Source organism: Psychrobacter sp. APC 3426 (assembly GCF_030408035.1).
Taxonomy (GTDB): domain Bacteria; phylum Pseudomonadota; class Gammaproteobacteria; order Pseudomonadales; family Moraxellaceae; genus Psychrobacter.
Genome location: NZ_JASDCF010000009.1, coordinates 81,897 through 98,272, shown reverse-complemented (window position 1 = coordinate 98,272; position 16,376 = coordinate 81,897). Strand labels below are relative to the sequence as shown.

The following is a 16,376-nucleotide window of genomic DNA, read 5'->3' as shown; positions in this document are numbered from 1 at the left end:
GGGTAGTCGTCTTTAGCTTCAATTAGCATACGGACGGCTCGCTCTTGCATTTCAGGGGTATAGTTTCGTGTTTTCATTGTCGTATTCTCTCAGAAAATTGAGTCTCCGACAATCCCGGGGCGGTTCAATCGTTCTAGTGACTGCCTCTGTGCGTTTGTTTTTACCCATTATCTGAGCTATAACACTGTTGAAGCGGTCAAAATGGCTTTTGCCATATAAGGTTGTATACATCACTGCTTGCTCTACAGAGGTCAGTGGTGTCTGCGCGCGGTTGGTTAGATGCGCAAAGGTTGAGTATGGCAGCCTCTTATATATACCTGACACATAAGCACCGACCATCGCATTATAATAGCGATCAAAGCCATGGAGTTGTAGCTGATCGGCAGCATGAGCAACGTGTTGTGCGACGCTCTGTACGGCTTCTTGTGCTTGGTTATATGCGATCATCGGTCTCTCTCCAGTAGGCGGTTGATGAGCCAATTATGGAGGAGAAGATACTAGTGCTAGTAAAATCACAAGCTTGCGACAATCTATTCATTAAACGCAAAAAACCACCTCGAAAGGTGGTTTTCTGTTTATCAGCTTTTTAAAATAGAGCGGTCTGTCTTCAAACAATCCTATTTAAAGGATTGTTACTTGCGAAGCTATGAGCTAGGAAACAATAAAGGTCTGGGAGACCTTTATCCTAAAAGGAAGTCTTATGGAAGTCTTAATCCCTTACGAATCAGGGAGCGTTTCAGACCAATTCATATTCATTCATTAGGAGAATTACCAGTCTTAATCCCTTACGAATCAGGGAGCGTTTCAGACTTCACATTCTTCCATTTACCACAAGTTTTAGTAGTCTTAATCCCTTACGAATCAGGGAGCGTTTCAGACGTAGTAATACTGTAGAGATTACTCTTCTCTCTGAGTCTTAATCCCTTACGAATCAGGGAGCGTTTCAGACACCAGGAGATCGATATGACCGAGAACAATAGCCGTCTTAATCCCTTACGAATCAGGGAGCGTTTCAGACTGCACAACGATTTTTATTATCAATAAAATCAACAACTTACAACCAATAAATTAACCGACAAAAGTCTTCTTAAAAGTTGGTGTTTTTTTGACCAATTTTTAGGTAGAAATTGCATAAATAATAACCAATTCTACATCTGAAACGTTAAATAACCACTATAATCTTCGTCAGATTATGTCTGAAACGCCCTGATAATTAGGGGCCGCTTAATAAAAAGCGACGCTGTTATAGTAAAACAAATATATGGTTTTTGCAATAACGAGTCAATCACTGTGCCATAGTGATATGAGGTTAATAAAGACTCTTACGATACTAATATAGTGAAGCCAAAATATGACAAGCTTGTGACAATAATTAATTGACCAGTTTTGCGTTATTTTAGCTATATAGATGATTTATTTCTGCTATGCTGACAGCCAAAATAATATGGTAAACAAAAGTAAGCGTAGCTGAAGATGTTTCTGCTAGGTTTTGACTTGGCTTAGAATATAGTTTACTTATCGAATATAAGGATGTGATATGAAAAACGCTTATCTTTTTGAAACCAGAGGTATTCAGCGGTTTTTATTTGCTACGGGTAAGCTCAAAGATATGCTTGAGGGCAGTGAGCTAATTGATTATATCTGTGCAGATAATGGTCTATTAGATGAGGCTTTAAGCAGTTTAAAATTGATGGATAAAGTGACGTCACCACGTAAAGCAGGTGGCGTTTTTTATTTGGTCTTTGATGAGTTAGCAGATGCAAAAAGGTTTCAAAGTACTTGGCGTTTACTCATGTCACAGTGGCTGCCGTCTGTTGAGCAGGTCGATGTGGTCAGTCAAGCAAGCTCTGCTAAAGAAGCTATTAATAACGGCATCAAGCAACTTGCCCAGCAGCGCAACATCATTAGTGTAGCGCTACCCAATGCAAGTCCCATCACAGAAAGAAGCCCAAGAACGGGACAAGCGGTCGTCAGACGAGAGGTACATGGCAAACGCGGAACTGAATCGCTTGATTTGAGTACCTCAATATTACGCAGCTTTCAGAGGCCTGCTAAGAGCCAATCACTAACCGAAAGATTTTTATACGGTTTTTCTGAGCGTGCAGAACACGACATTAATAATCAAAAAGTACATTTTCCTAACAACTTTGAGTCAGATGCCAAAGCATCAAAAAAGTTCCCTTTAGGCCGTCGCAAATTGGTGGGGTTGATTCATGCAGACGGTAATGGTTTGGGTGAGATACTGCGCTTGCTCAATGAAGCGTGTCAAGATGCCAGTGATGAGGTATATATTGATCTATATCGCACTTTTTCAGAAGGCATCACCAAAGCGACGATTGAGGCAACTAATCAAGCCGCAAATGACACGCTAGTGTCCAATATTACAGATGATAATGTAATTCCTGCCCGTCCATTGGTATTGGGAGGTGATGATTTGTCTGTCATTGTAAGAGCTGATATCGCTATCGAATTCACCCGTGCATTTTTACAAGCCTTTAAACAGACTAGTCAAGCTGAACTGGCACAGCTCAAACAGAAGTTTATAGACAATGGACTGACAACATCAGCAAACAAGCTGCCTGCTTATTTGACCGCTTGTGCAGGCATCGTCTATATGAAGTCCTCACAGCCATTTTATCAAGCCTACGAGGTGGCTGAAGGATTGTGTAAGCAAGCAAAAATGTTCTCGCGCAATCACAAGCAGTCGGTTGCAGATAGTGATGCGTCCATTATTCCATCGAGCTTAGCCTTCTATAAGATTGGCGACAGTCTGATAGAAGAGGTGGACATGATGGTCGAAAATAGCATGACAGTTACGACCGATCATGAAGTGTATCACTTATCTGCAGCTGCTTATATGGTGGATGATATACAGCAGCCAGAAGAAGGTGCGCAAGTAGCAAGCTTAAATCAGTTAGAAGAAATCAACGACTTATTGGTTAACTCTGCAATCAATCCGCGGGCACTCAGAGAGATTGCAACATTAATGTATCTCAATATAGATCAAGCACAGCATGTCTTTAAGCGCTGGGTCCAATATTCTAAGCGCTCTGATGAGCAACTAAAAAACGTTTCTAGAGCTGAACAACGAGAAGTCAAACAAATCAATGTGTTTCTACAAAAGCTTGCACAAGTCATCGGTGAGCTCGAAAGCGATTTACCCTTTAGTAAAGTTAAACCCAGCAGCACTGACATAGCTCATAAGCTCGAATATCAAAGCGTTATAGCGGATTTATTGACCTTAATGACTATAGCAGAAGAAAGAACCACCTACCAAAGTAGCGATCAAAACCCTAAAGACGATGAGGGAGTATAAATATGCAGAATGCATTAGAAAAAATAATTCATTTGGATTTTCAGGGCTATTGGCACGTGGGTAGTGGCAAAGGGCGGGGCTACTATCTCGATGAGGAATGCCTAAAAGACAATTATGGACTACCCTTTGTTTCAGGAAAACAATTAAAAGGTTTGCTGCGTCATGCGGTAAGACGCGCAGAGGCGTGGGGATGGTATAAAGACATTGGCTTAGCGAACTGTGATGGTGAGGCTACGAGCTTTGAAGACTTGTTATTTGGTAGTGCCTCTCAAAGCGAGGGTCGGTTTGAAACCTCTTCAGGTATGATCTTTGTAGGTAACGCTGAGCTTGCAAAATCAGAATACGACTATCTACGAGATGCTGAACAAGCATCATTACGTCAGTACCTGTATCAGCCACTATATAATACCAAAATAGAGCACGATAGTGGCACTGCTGAAGATATGAGTTTGCGCGGTATAGAAGTTGCATTGCCTATGTCACTATACACTGACCTACAGTTAAGGCTTACAGCACTTGATGACACGCTGTTGCAACAACAACAAGCAATGCTGGCTAGTAATCCTAATCCTTGGCAGATCATAGAAAAAGCATTACCGCTAATAGATGCTATAGGCGCGCATAGAAGTCGCGGTTTAGGAGAAGTAGTGCTCTCATTTGTTCAAGAGTTAAAGGACTAACCTTATGAAAACCAATCAATATCTCCTTACGCTTCGTCAACCTGTGATAATCAGTGAACAATCTGCATCTGTTGGCGCTCATCAAAGCTTAGATTATATCAAAGGGTCTACATTACTCGGTTTGCTGGCAAGTCGCTTGTATAAGAAACTGTCAGCAGATGAAGCTTTTTTAGTTTTTCATAGTGGAAAAATTAGGTTTAACGATGCGCTGCCCATGCTAAAAGGCAACGCACAAATTGCTTATCCTGTTCCTATGTGTTTGCATAGTTTCAAGGCTGAAAAGTATGCTGACGGACAAGCGCTGTTTGCCGATAAGATCTTTGACATCTCAAAAGTAATGACCGACGCGACTTTAAAAGAATCTATCAGAGAAAAACAGCCCGTACAGCTACGTAACTTTTATATCACTATGGATGGTATGCGTATCAGTCCAGATAAAGAGCATACACTCAAAACAGCCATTGACCCCGAACAAAATAGAGCAAGAGATGCGCAGTTGTTTGGTTATGAAGCGCTATCAGCAGGTCAGGTTTTTAGCTTTAGTATTGATATAGATGATGATGTTCCTAATGAACTGATTGATAAACTGTCAGCTATAGTGGGTAAAGCGCATTTAGGTCGCTCCCGATCGGCGCAGTTTGGCGCTGTAGATATCGAGCAACAAGATTCGGTACAAACCAGTCAAGCGACGATTCAGTCGCAACAGCTATTGACCTTATGGCTAACAAGCGACATGCAACTACAAAATAATGGACAACCGACCCTAATACCAGAGCCGCAAGTACTTGGAATGCCAGAGGGTACCACATGGATAACAGAAGCAAGCTTTTTGCGTACTCGTCGATACAGTATGTATAACGCCTATCGCCGTCATTATGACAAAGAATGTCAAGTCATCAGCCGTGGTAGTGTATTGAGATATCAGTTACCATCAGACTTTGTTGATTTTGATACGTTGTATCAAAATCTATTAAGAGGTATTGGCATACAAACAGAATGCGGCTTAGGTCAGGTATGGATCAATCCTGAAATCTTATCAAGTACGCATCCCTCTTGGTACACTCAGGATAATACGGCAAACATTGCGCATGCAACGTCAGCTGCCCAACCAAAAAACAGTACGCTAGTATCAACACTTTTAAGAAAACAACAAACGGCTGAAGTGGGTACTAAGCCACGCCAGATCGCTGCTGATATCTTTGAAAAGCTGTGCACCAAAATTACTCAAGCCAGACGCTTCCAAGGATTGGTTAGAGGCATGCCATTAGAGCCTACGCCCCCCTCAAGAACCCAGTTTGGTCGATTGAAGGAGCTAGCCAATCATCATCGTAGCGATGTTAACCAGTTATGGCAAAACTTATCAGTCAATAAAAATGCAATGCTGAAAATCGGTACGGAACAAGACCGCGATAACAGACAAAGTGGGTCATCGTATAAAAGTGCTGGCTGGGAGATTAAGTATGCGCCTAGTACTCACGCAAGCCTTGGTCAGTTTATGCAAGATGAGTTGGCCACACACAAGACCAAAAGTTATTTTGCTTATATTGTTGCTGAGCTGGCTATATTAGGGTTATCAGACGCGTGGGATGATTACTGTATCGGTATTAGACCGACAGCAAATGAGATGCAAGCAATGGCAAAACAACGTGAGGAGCAAGCGTAATGATCAGTTCTCGTCCAATATTCCACTTACTAAAAGTGACATTAGAAGCAAAGAGTGCTCACGCCATTCATACAGGGCATGGTGATACCGTTCATGATAGCTTGGTTATGCGCGACGCTAATGGACTACCTACCTTATCAGGGTCTAGCTTGGCTGGTGTATTACGCCATGAATATCAGCGTCAGTATGGTGAGTCTGCTACACAAGCATTGTTTGGTTATGCAAATGGTCAAGATGGTCAGACCTCTTGGTTAAACGTCACTTGGGGTCTAGCGCATAATAGCTTAAACCAAGCGCAAGAAGGATTGCTAACCTCAGCTCAGTTAGATGACCCTTTATATACTGAGCTTAGTGATGCCAAGCTGATTGTGCGTCAACGCGTTCGCTTAAATGACCGTGGTTCAAGTGTGGATTCCGGCAAGTTTGATGTTACCTTAGTACCCGCTGGCACTCGCTATAGCTTTAGCATCAGCTATTGGGGTGATGGCTCTGATGAGTCTAACAAGCAATGGAGTCGCTTACTCAAGCTGTTTGTTGAGCGAAATATACGCATCGGACGTGGCACAAAAAACGGCTATGGACTGTTTGAAGCGGTAGCGTTACACCAATCGGTATGGGATTTGACCACCGATGAAGGCCAAAGCGCTTATAGTAATCGTGGGCGTACGCGAATGGATTATAAGTACATGGAACCTCTCAACACTCAACCTGAGCTGGACGGCAACGAGACACCAATACAGCTATCAGCTTCGCTTGAGCTTAGCGCTGAGTCTGCTTGGCGATTGGGTGGGGGTGAGCGTTATTTGGCTAATGCCTCGTCATACAATGACGATAGAGAGCCTGACATGCTACCCATGCACGAAGCTAAAATATACTGGACAAAAAAGCCTAATGGTACACAAGTAGGTGAGATAGGAGAGCAGCAATATCTATTGCCTGCCAGCGCAATTAAAGGTGCCATTCGTCATCGTGTTGCTTATCATTATAACTGTTTGACCTCTCGCTTTGTAGATGATGACTCAGCTTATGAGTCAGATGAAAGCCCAGCGATAACTGCATTGTTTGGGTATGCTAAAGACAACGAGTCGAGAGCGGGGATATTGGCATTTCAAGATATCTATTTAGAAACACAAAAGCAGCAAGTACTGATGCACAACAAGATAGATAAATTCACAGGTGGCGTAATAAATGGGGCGTTGTTTAGCGAAAATGTCCTTTGGCACACCAGCATCAAAATAAAACTTGATGTGGTAAACCCTGACAAAGTTACAGATCCAGATATTAAATTGGCGCTACACAAATCATTGACAGACTTAGCAAATGGTTGGCTGCCTCTTGGTGCATCAGCTTCACGTGGGTTAGGTGTGTTTTTAGATAAAGATAATAAAGGTATTCAATGGTCAGATAACCAGACATGGATTGAGACAAGAGGAGCGGTGTAATGACGACTCAAAATTGGTTGTCTGAATTATTAGACGATATCGCCACGCTAAGCCAAAATAGCAGCTTAAAAATAGATATGAATAAGTTTAGAGCGGTGCACAGTAGTACCAGTCATCAAACGCTTGATAAAGATCAGCTAGCCGTGAAGGTTCAAGAAATAAACAACGTATCAGGCTGGGTGCAAGCAACGGGTGAGGTAAAGACGCTTGATAATGAGACTATCGTAGTGAGCAGTCCACTACTCAATGGTGAATGGGTAGAAGGTGATGCACAAGCGGATACTCAAACAAGCTATGTGCTTGAGTATATCGGTAACAATAAATGGATGTTGCAACAATGCGTTTTGGATTTTACCGATACAAAACCAGCTAATAGCTTAGCGGAGCGTGTGATACATAAAGAAGTCGGCGTCAAAAATACACGTAATCTGATTTATCAAAAGCTTTGGATTTATAAAGACACTGCCGCTGTCGCTGATATGGCTTTTTTTGTCGGCTTTGATTCATAGTGTCGTCATATTGATCTGATATTTGGCATGTTAGGTGTTGTGACGGTTTATATCAATTGCCATGGCACAAAAACGCTAACAATAAAAACGAGCAAATGATTGCTTAGTAACTGTACAAAAAGGAAAATCAAATGCCAGAAGTAACTGCCCCATATAGATTTGTACCGCTATCGAATTTAATTGTTTACCCAAGTTGGGCGAATAAAGTCAGTCATGATAAACCATTTAAAGATGGTATCTGTGGTGAGATCACCATAGCACTTAAAAATCAGACACCGCTATGTGTGGGTGGTCAGCAGTCTTCCTCATCGGAATATGAGGCTGGAAAAATACATTTTTATAGAACACCAGATGGCAAACCATCAATACCTGGTAGCTCATTAAAAGGTATGCTCAAAAACGTACTGGAAATTGCTAGTTTTTCGCCCATGCGTCAGATTGAAGATCAAAAACTAGGAGTTCGTGATTTAACGGACTCAAGAAACTTTTATATGGATAATATAAAAAGTCCTAAATCCGGGTGGCTCAAATTTGATGAGAAAAAAGGCTGGGTTATTTACCCGTGTTCTTATGCTCGAGTACATCAACAACAGATTATTGATACTTTTAATATTTCTTATAAAGACTGGGTAGACAGTCAAACGGTTATGGATAGATACTACAAAATAGGAGTTTGTCCGGACATTAAGTTTGAACAGACGGAAGAAAAAAACGGCAAGCAACTGACTGATATTAGTCATACTCAAGGTAATTCTGGTGTATTAGTCATGACAGGACAGCCAGGCGCTGCATTTGATAAAAGCAAAGGTGCTAAAAAATACGAATTTGTATTTTTTAATACTCAAGAAGGTGCTGTAGAGGTGAGTAGTACGGTAATGAGTGGCTTTCGCCAAATCCATCAAGACACCAAGGAATGGCAGTTTTGGCAAAATAACATCAATACACTAAAACATGGTGTACCTGTTTTTTATCATACTGATGGTAAATCGGTGCGCTCTTTAGGGCTAGCGATGATGTATAAATTGCCTTATAAGAACAGCATTCATGATGCAGTAGGACATACCAATGCGCAGCATATCAATGATAGTCATAAGGCTGGCATGGCTGACTTGTTGTTTGGGTACTTAGATGAGCAAGAAGGGGCATCAAGTTTAAGAGGTAGGGTGCAAATAGGATTTGGTATGTGGCAGGGTAATCAGCCATTATTACAGTTTAGCCCTGAGGTGGTTTTGAGTGCGCCCAAACCAACCTACTATCCTGCTTATATCTATCAAGATGGTAAAGGCAATGGCTTTAATCAATTAATGCAAAATCATGCAAAAATTGCAGGATGGAAAAGATACCAAGCTAAAGCCTGTGAAGACTATCCAAGGTTAGAGTCCAAGGTATTACAAAATAAAAAAGTACAAGTTAAGCTAGAGACATTAGCCAATGACAGTCAGTTTCAATTTAAAATTAGACTGCACAATATACGCCCTGTCGAGCTTGGCGCATTATTATGGTCTTTAGACTTTGGAGAGAGTGATAAATGCTATCACACGCTAGGTATGGGCAAGCCATTCGGTCTAGGACAAGTGAAGCTATCAGTGGTTGATAGCCATTTAATGCGTAATGATAGTAAAGATATAGAGGACGAGACTGCATGGCTAGCAGGATGCCGTATTGAGTTTCGTAATTATATGAACAAAGTGTTTGAAGCCAATGATATAGCTACAATTACTAAATGGGAAGACTGTGATGTCATAAAGGCCCTGCATGAGTATGCAACACCTAGCCATGATATTGACAGCTATCAGTATTTATCAACTCCCAAAGAATATGCAGACCTCAAAAAACAACAGTATTTAGATGACTTCGCTAATAATTTTCATCGTTATGTACCCGTCGAAATTCATGATCCAAAGCAAATCAAGGCGGTTGAGTATCAGTCTAATATTGATAAAAGTATAGAGGATGCAAAGGTACAACTAGTAGAACTAGCTAAGGCTAAAGTACGCGAGCAGGCAAAACAAAGCGCGACAGAAGAAGAAATGGCGTTATATGAGATTGAGGACTTCATTGCCAAAGCAAAGCAAGAGCTGACCAATACTATGAAAGAGGATGCTCATAAAATTCTAAAAGAATCGTTTACGACGTATAAAAACACCTTTACCGATGAGCAAAAGACTAAGCTGCAAACGCTATCGAGTGAGCTTTCTGAAATAGTGGGTACAAAAAAACAACTGGATAAAGTGGTTAAGCAAATTAATAAATGGAGCTGACTGATTAATTAAATAATCTGAGACACAAAAAAGCGGTCATCACGTCACGCCTTTAATAGCCGAGCGCAACCTTACGCGCTCGATACCACGCTCATACCAGTCGCGGCCTTTTTGACCGCAATAGTCTCGAATATATAGCTTGTACTCACGTGTCGACTGATTTATTTGGCGAATCTGAATCAACTTACGCTCTTTTTCTTCTGCTAGCATGACAAGATATTCTTTAGCTTCATTAAACTGCTCTCGCATTTGCAAAAGTTGTTCTCTGATGGCTTGTTTTCGTATACCCTTTGCAGCATCGCGTTGTTTCTTAAGCTCGCCAATGCATTGACCAAACGACTGTTGTTTCTCCCTAAACATAGCGACAATTTTTTTATGGCTTTCAAGTTCTTTGTATAGGGCGTCAGCCGTCAAATGAGAAGCATGGTGCAGCTCAATATGCTCATAGAAGTCTTGATTCTTTGCATAATTGGCGCGTCGCTCAGCTATTTGCTGCTGGCGCTGAGAAGTCTCTGTAGAGAGCCTGCGACTAGACGAGTGGTAGTTTGCACAGGCTGTCTGCTCTTCACCACTTAACCATGCAATAACACCAACTGCGGCAGCGACACCAACAACCCAATACATATGCTTCTCCTTAGTCAAAAACCAACATACATCACGTTATCAATCAACCTTACAGACGATATTAGCTGACGTCAGTAAAAGTGCGCGGTTGGTTGTCATTACGAAGCTCATCTATTACTATAACTAAAGCATCAATAGGCGCTCGTGAGTTCTGGATGTGACTATTTGCTAATTGCATGTTTTGCTGTGACAGTTGAGAAATCACAGTCATCATGCTTTGCTTAATATCATCTGAAACATCAGGAGAGACAACAACACTTAAATACTTATCAAGCTCTAATTGACCCCTTTCAATCATATTGACGACCTCCTCATTAGAGGTCTTTATACCATCAAGCGTGATTTTATGTGCATGAGCAATGGTATTTAGCCTAGCAATACTAGAGTTATATTCATTTTCAAGTTGCTGCATAAAAGCATTGGCCTTACTATGCATATGGGCGCGTTGTAACTCAATTTGTTGTGTTGCTATACGATAACTTATGATTGATTGGCACAAGCTTAGGCCTTCTTTTAAAGCGGCGACAGCAACAGTATGACTAACAACGATAGCAGGTAGAGCCATGGGATCTTCTCCTCAGGTATTTAATATTGGGTAGCTGATGACATTAAATATATCGTGTTTTAGCCTAAAAAACTGAGACGGCAAGCTTGTGCTTTACTTCTTGATTCTCTTAAGACATCTCATTAATGGTGATAGCGTCTGGTGCTATACGAAGTTGAAAGGGCGAGCCTTTGCCAGCATCAGATGTGATATCAAGCTTAGCCGCGAGCTCTATACCCAAAGCCTCCTTTAAAGCAGTTTGCAATCTTGATTTTGCACCGTCAAAAAAGTTTTTATCAACACTAACCATAATATTTTCATCGTTTTTATGGTCGTAATAATATTCTATGTATTCTTCAGACAACTGCTTGATATATTTTTCGTCAGCATTCTTAGTAGGTGCAACAATGCCACCTTTACTATCTTTGCGTCTATCAGCAAACCAGTTTAGTAGCGCCCACTCGCGTGGAGGCAGATCATCTATAATAAACTTGCCGTTGACGACGGCTTTGCGGCTAAAGGTATTTAGCTCCAAGCTCACATCCTCATAAGACTCGTTGATTTTTTGTACCACTTCGCTAAAGCTGTCTTCTTTTCTCAATTGATGCTTGGGTAGTATGGCTTCATGCATTCTTACAAATGGGATTTTTGCCAGCCAAACTTGTGCTTCTTGGGCGTTTCCGACGACTGTTGAATCACGATCAGAAACCAAGTGCTCCTTAGGAGTGGGATAAAAGAAGTTGACTGCTTTCTCAAACTCTGACTGTACTAAAACGTGAGACATACTGTCCTGTGCACGTCCATACAGAGATAAGGCATAGCCTGCATAAAAGCCCATAGTCTTGCGACCGCCAGCGATGGAGACGTGCACACTGGTGTCATCGATACTAGTAAAAGACTTGACCATCTCACAAATAATATCGGCTGATCTCTCATTGTCTTCAGGCGTTTTGAGATCCATCAAAGGCTTACCATTTTGATCAGTAATCACATGTAGATGAGTGGCAGGATCAAAGTCAACCTGTTCTAGGATAGGGTAGTCACGCTTAAACTGCGTAAACACACCATCTTCAAACAAGCGTTTACGAATTTGGTTGAGTCCATCTTGGGTACTCAAAACATGCACTTCATCAGGCACCCAGTTTTCTTCGGCACTATCGTCACAAGCAAGCGCCCAAATGGTTTCGGTAATGATTTGCGGGGTCATACCAGTAACCAAAAATAAAATATTGCGTGACATAAGCATTCCTTTTGTTAAATTTAACAGCGATTTAATGGGTTAAAGTGTAGCAGAGCTTATGACGATTTTGGCTTATTCACAAGCTTGTGAGATTGATAGCGATTAGGCGATGTAGCGACCAAAGTCTTGTAACTGCTTACCCATAATGACTCTTATACCTGTATCCTTGGCGACAGCGAGAGACTGATCTGAGATGTCAAACAAACTGACAAAGTATTTATGCGTATTAAGTCCGCCCACTTGACCAACAGAGTCAAATTTACGTAAGTCGGCATTGACCTTGGTCGTTGGGTTGTCTTGGCGCTCCCAATTTACGGTCTTACATTCAAACAGATGCAGATAGCTTGAATTAATATAGGCGACATCCACTTCGTTGCCATCACTGGTTTTTTTGAACTGTAAGCCAATTTGTACGTCAACCTGCTGCTTTTGAGCAAGATAATGCTGCACAATAAGCAAACCAGTCAGTACCTCAAACCATTTACCCCCAACGAATTCTACCGCTTCCTTATTCTCCCAAGTAATCGTGGCAGCTTCGCTATCATAGCTAAAGTAAGGCTGTGGTAGCTTTGTCAGTAGTTTTAACCAAGTGATACACTTTTTTAATCTATAGCCATCGCGCACTTCAATTGTCTGTGGAAAGCTATGCTCAGGCTCATTCATCACCTTAGCCGTCAGAGCATTGAGCAAAAACACTAAGTCTTTGGCTTTATCGATATTGATATCTAGATATTTATACATCTGCTGAATATAGTGATACTGCTGGGCTGGCAAGTCCAAAAACGAAGTCTCAGCACTGACAGTTTGATAGCCGCGCCCTTTAAGGCGTGCTTCGAGGTTTTCGGGCAGTACTAAATCGTAGCATTGCTTACCAGGCGGGCGGTTGTACCAGACCAGCTGATTGCTACCTCGGCTTTGATACACACAATCGTAGCGGCTGCTAATTTGTGCAATCTGATCTTGAGCAATACTCATAAGCTTGGTACCACCTGTGATATTAAAGATGATCTGCGAGGCTTTGTTGTGTGCAATCCACTGTAGCAGGACATCTTTGATAGCCTCGACGTTGTTTTCCTCGATACCGTTTTTTAGAGGCAGCTCTTCTATGGTGACAGAGGAGTTCTCAGAGCCAACTTGAAGGGCGTTTAAAACACTGGTCAAATTGTCCACATAGCCTTTTTCACGAGTAAAATCGGTACTGATAATGACGATTTTTTTTATGTCAGTATTACTTTGTTTAAAAAAATGCCAAATCAGGTAATAGTTGGCTTCGGTTTGAGCAGTGGCTGAGACAAATAAAGTTTTCATAAAAATACTCCTAAAGGTGTCAAAAAGTAGCAAATAAATGTGCTAGAGGGATCCAGTTGATAGATGAGTCTGTTATGCGCTAAGACTATACGAGTTTTTATGTGCTTTTTCACTAACAATATGAGACAAGTGTTGTCCTATATCATTTAGGATATGGTCACAAGTTTGTTCAGGCGTATGATAGGCTGTGTCGTATTGATAGAGCTCAATAGGCTTGTCAGTAACAGTTTGTGCTTGATGGCTAGCTAGCCAAGCGTACATTTGCTTATAATTACGCCGTAAAGTACTAATTGCAGCAAGCGTCTCTTCTTGTTTTCCATAGATACGTGTTCGCGTCTTATAGCGCGACATTAGTATGTCATCTGGCGCATCAAGCTGTATGGTGATGTCGGGCAGCGGAATAACAGACTCAAGCACTCGTATCTCTTGATAGTGCTGCAGCGCTGATAGCATCTTATTCTCTGAGTGGTGCCAACGAACGGCTAGGCTGGTAAACAAGCTGCGATCACTAATGATCAGATCAGCATTCCAATCTATATTGCTGGCGTGATGATTCGAACGCTTAGCATATAACTCCTGAAGGTAGTTATCATCATCTTGACGCGCAAAAAAATGCGCTTCCAGCGGATGATCTGGTATAGGCGTAGTCGGTGACAGTGTTTGGATGTCACAGGCTGCCAGTTGCTCTTGCAGTAACGGCAGCAGTGTCTGCATGAGCGTGCTTTTACCCGTACCTTTGAGTCCTTCGATAGCAATATACATACGTACTCCTGATTTTTTTATGCTGACGGGTCGTATTGGCTGGTCATCCATAGCTTTGATGTATAGGGTGTATGACGCTAGGTATGTGCATGTAGTGCTACCACTTCAATCTCCCACGTCTGATTACCCAATATCAGCTCGTCTGATATATCGCCAGCTTGCAAACCTATGATTGCTTTAGCCAGTGGCGCGTTATAACCGATTTTTCCTATCTCAATATCTGTCTCATCAAATCCGACAATCTCCCAAGTCTCACGTATCCCGTCGTCATCTGCTAAATTTAGATTCCAGCGGATGATATCGACCAACGACCCAATCGCCACATGAGTAGTCGGACGCTTGTTTGGGTCAATGCGCACCGGACGAGCAAATTGCAGGCGTTCTGTAAGCGCTTTTACGGTGTGATTAAGGTTGGCTTCAAGCTGCTGCTGACGGTTAAATTCAGGATTGTCATGCCAACCATCACCTGATAGCTCAAATGCGACTTGGCGATGGTCACGCACGTCTGCGTATTCTTGCTTTTTACGAGCTAAAAGTGCTTTTAGGTTATCAAAGCCGGTGTCGGTCATATAAACAGTGTTTGACTGGGTCATAATCTCTCCAATATGCATGATGATAAGTACAAAGGTGTTATGTCGTTGAGGGTTATACTATAGCGCTCGCCGAGCGGTCTGCTTTTTTTGACAAGCTTGCGAGTCGATAGGGTCATAAATCGCTAATAGTGAGGACAATGTCTGTAAGCACGAATGATAATGAGCACTATCGACCTCATCATCAGTCTTTTTTAGCCGATGGCGCAGCGCAATCATTTGACTGACGTGTGAGGGTTTTTTATATAAGCTTGCAATGCTGCGCAGCGTTTGGTGCGGTTGATGATCGCTTAAGGCATAGTGATGAGACAGCAGTGTCAAGCTAATGTGCCGAAACAGCCGGTCATAAGCGTTAATATAGACAGAACGAGGATCTATAAGCGATCGGGCTGCACGTAGCCTGCGTAAGCTCAGGGTTTCTTGTAGGCGCAGATCATGTGTTTGGCTGACAGGCTTGATACGCTTATCACGCTGCAGCTGAATGATAAGGTGCTGTGGCAATACTATTGATGGCTGGCTCATAATACTCCTAACAAAAGTGGTGTCTGGATAGACAGTCGATAGTTATGCTATGCGGCCTGCGGCATGGTGTGCGTCTGTGCCAGATAGCGCAGTAACGCCTGCTTGAGCTCAGTCGTATTCAGCTTAGCCGGATGTAGCTTTGGCATGTCTGTGTTGGGAAACAAGCGATTGGTCAGTACCGCAGTTGGCGCAGTGCAGATGATCGTAGCAACCAACTCTTGACCAGGGTGGTTGATACGGTGCAGCTGATCTTGCGTCATTACATAACTTGTGCCAGCGTGCTGGGTGATATCTTGCTGCTTGAGAAGAGCGGTGTGCCCAATCAGCTGTTTGGTCGCTTTAACGATATTTTTGTGCTGAGTATGCTCTGCGGTATAGCGATACTCGTTAGCTGTAAGGGTAGGGGTGTCATCGTTTGCCGCATCCGTCCACAGCTCGCTTTTTAGTGCGCCTGTTAGCACGTGGGATGCAAATGCCCAGCGATGGCTATGGATGTTTTCTTCGCAGGCGCTGCCCTTGAACCAAATATGCAAGCGTAGCTTATAGCCACGATCGAGCAGCACGACTTTTAAAAAGCCATTGCCATGATAATAAGAACGTGCGGCAATCTTATCGAGCAGTTTTGGACTGCCGACGACATCACGTAGTAGCGCATGTATGCTATCGGCATGGCAATGTGTGCTCAGAGTATCGGCAAGAGGGGTCAGTGCCTCACGTGGTATGGCCACATGACTCGAGTGCGCACGAGTAAATTGGGGCGCATCAAAGCAGTGCTGCAGTTGCTTATGAATATGTTCAAGCTGAATGCTGGCACGTGCTGTTGCATTGTGAGATGCGTCACCAATCATCGATATCATAAACGTCCTAATAGCTGCCCTGTGATGTGGGACTATTAAACCGTATATGAGAGGGGAG

General features: G+C 42.4%; 15 protein-coding genes and 1 CRISPR repeat array. Of the genes, 6 read left to right on the top strand and 9 right to left on the bottom strand.

Going from position 1 to position 16,376, the window contains the following annotated elements; translation table 11 throughout:
• Window positions 1-51 precede the first annotated feature (51 nt).
• Window positions 52-447 carry a hypothetical protein gene (locus QL919_RS06925; RefSeq protein WP_290188830.1) on the bottom strand — a complete coding sequence of 132 codons (396 nt, stop codon included), beginning with the start codon at window positions 445-447 and terminating at the stop codon, window positions 52-54.
• Between the two features lie 258 nt (window positions 448-705).
• Window positions 706-1,018: direct repeats of the CRISPR family, unit length 37 nt; unit sequence AGTCTTAATCCCTTACGAATCAGGGAGCGTTTCAGAC.
• Between the two features lie 519 nt (window positions 1,019-1,537).
• Between QL919_RS06925 and QL919_RS06920 the strand changes: the two genes are divergently transcribed.
• The 6 genes from QL919_RS06920 to QL919_RS06895 all read left to right on the top strand — a co-directional run bounded on the left by QL919_RS06920 (window position 1,538) and on the right by QL919_RS06895 (window position 9,871).
• Window positions 1,538-3,316, top strand: coding sequence for a hypothetical protein (locus QL919_RS06920; RefSeq protein ID WP_290188829.1), 1,779 nt, complete (start codon window positions 1,538-1,540; stop codon window positions 3,314-3,316).
• A gap of 2 nt (window positions 3,317-3,318) precedes the next feature.
• Complete coding sequence (locus QL919_RS06915) at window positions 3,319-3,996, top strand: RAMP superfamily CRISPR-associated protein (protein ID WP_290188828.1); 678 nt, start codon at window positions 3,319-3,321, stop codon at window positions 3,994-3,996.
• A 4-nt stretch (window positions 3,997-4,000) separates the two neighbouring features.
• Complete coding sequence (locus QL919_RS06910) at window positions 4,001-5,659, top strand: type III-B CRISPR module-associated Cmr3 family protein (RefSeq protein WP_290188827.1); 1,659 nt, start codon at window positions 4,001-4,003, stop codon at window positions 5,657-5,659.
• Window positions 5,659-7,101 (top strand): RAMP superfamily CRISPR-associated protein, encoded by a 1,443-nt coding sequence (locus QL919_RS06905; protein ID WP_290188826.1) that lies wholly within the window; start codon window positions 5,659-5,661, stop codon window positions 7,099-7,101. The genes QL919_RS06910 and QL919_RS06905 overlap by 1 nt, the downstream gene beginning before the upstream one ends.
• Window positions 7,101-7,610 carry a hypothetical protein gene (locus QL919_RS06900; RefSeq protein WP_290188825.1) on the top strand — a complete coding sequence of 170 codons (510 nt, stop codon included), beginning with the start codon at window positions 7,101-7,103 and terminating at the stop codon, window positions 7,608-7,610. The genes QL919_RS06905 and QL919_RS06900 overlap by 1 nt, the downstream gene beginning before the upstream one ends.
• Window positions 7,611-7,741: 131 nt before the next feature.
• The gene (locus tag QL919_RS06895) at window positions 7,742-9,871 is read left to right on the top strand and encodes a TIGR03986 family CRISPR-associated RAMP protein (protein ID WP_290188824.1); all 2,130 of its coding nucleotides are present in this window, start codon (window positions 7,742-7,744) and stop codon (window positions 9,869-9,871) included.
• 39 nt (window positions 9,872-9,910) lie between these two features.
• On the opposite strand, the gene QL919_RS06890 is transcribed toward QL919_RS06895, so the two are convergent.
• From QL919_RS06890 to QL919_RS06855, 8 genes are all read right to left on the bottom strand, one after another.
• Entirely contained in the window at window positions 9,911-10,495 is a 585-nt protein-coding gene (locus tag QL919_RS06890) for a hypothetical protein (protein WP_290188823.1), read from the bottom strand.
• Between the two features lie 61 nt (window positions 10,496-10,556).
• Window positions 10,557-11,060, bottom strand: a complete 504-nt coding sequence (locus QL919_RS06885; RefSeq protein ID WP_290188822.1) for a hypothetical protein — start codon at window positions 11,058-11,060, stop codon at window positions 10,557-10,559.
• A 109-nt stretch (window positions 11,061-11,169) separates the two neighbouring features.
• The gene (gene csm6 / locus QL919_RS06880; RefSeq protein WP_290188821.1) at window positions 11,170-12,279 is read right to left on the bottom strand and encodes a CRISPR-associated ring nuclease Csm6; all 1,110 of its coding nucleotides are present in this window, start codon (window positions 12,277-12,279) and stop codon (window positions 11,170-11,172) included.
• Window positions 12,280-12,381: 102 nt separating this feature from the next.
• Window positions 12,382-13,587, bottom strand: coding sequence for a DUF1887 family CARF protein (locus QL919_RS06875; RefSeq protein WP_290188820.1), 1,206 nt, complete (start codon window positions 13,585-13,587; stop codon window positions 12,382-12,384).
• 72 nt (window positions 13,588-13,659) lie between these two features.
• Entirely contained in the window at window positions 13,660-14,349 is a 690-nt protein-coding gene (locus QL919_RS06870) for a hypothetical protein (protein ID WP_290188819.1), read from the bottom strand.
• Between the two features lie 77 nt (window positions 14,350-14,426).
• On the bottom strand, window positions 14,427-14,942 hold the full coding sequence (locus tag QL919_RS06865) for a GreA/GreB family elongation factor (RefSeq protein WP_290188818.1): 516 nt from the start codon (window positions 14,940-14,942) through the stop codon (window positions 14,427-14,429).
• 57 nt (window positions 14,943-14,999) lie between these two features.
• A complete protein-coding gene (locus QL919_RS06860; RefSeq protein WP_290188817.1) occupies window positions 15,000-15,461 on the bottom strand; it encodes a hypothetical protein in 462 nt (153 codons plus the stop codon).
• A 47-nt stretch (window positions 15,462-15,508) separates the two neighbouring features.
• The gene (locus QL919_RS06855) at window positions 15,509-16,318 is read right to left on the bottom strand and encodes a hypothetical protein (RefSeq protein WP_290188816.1); all 810 of its coding nucleotides are present in this window, start codon (window positions 16,316-16,318) and stop codon (window positions 15,509-15,511) included.
• Window positions 16,319-16,376 lie beyond the last annotated feature (58 nt).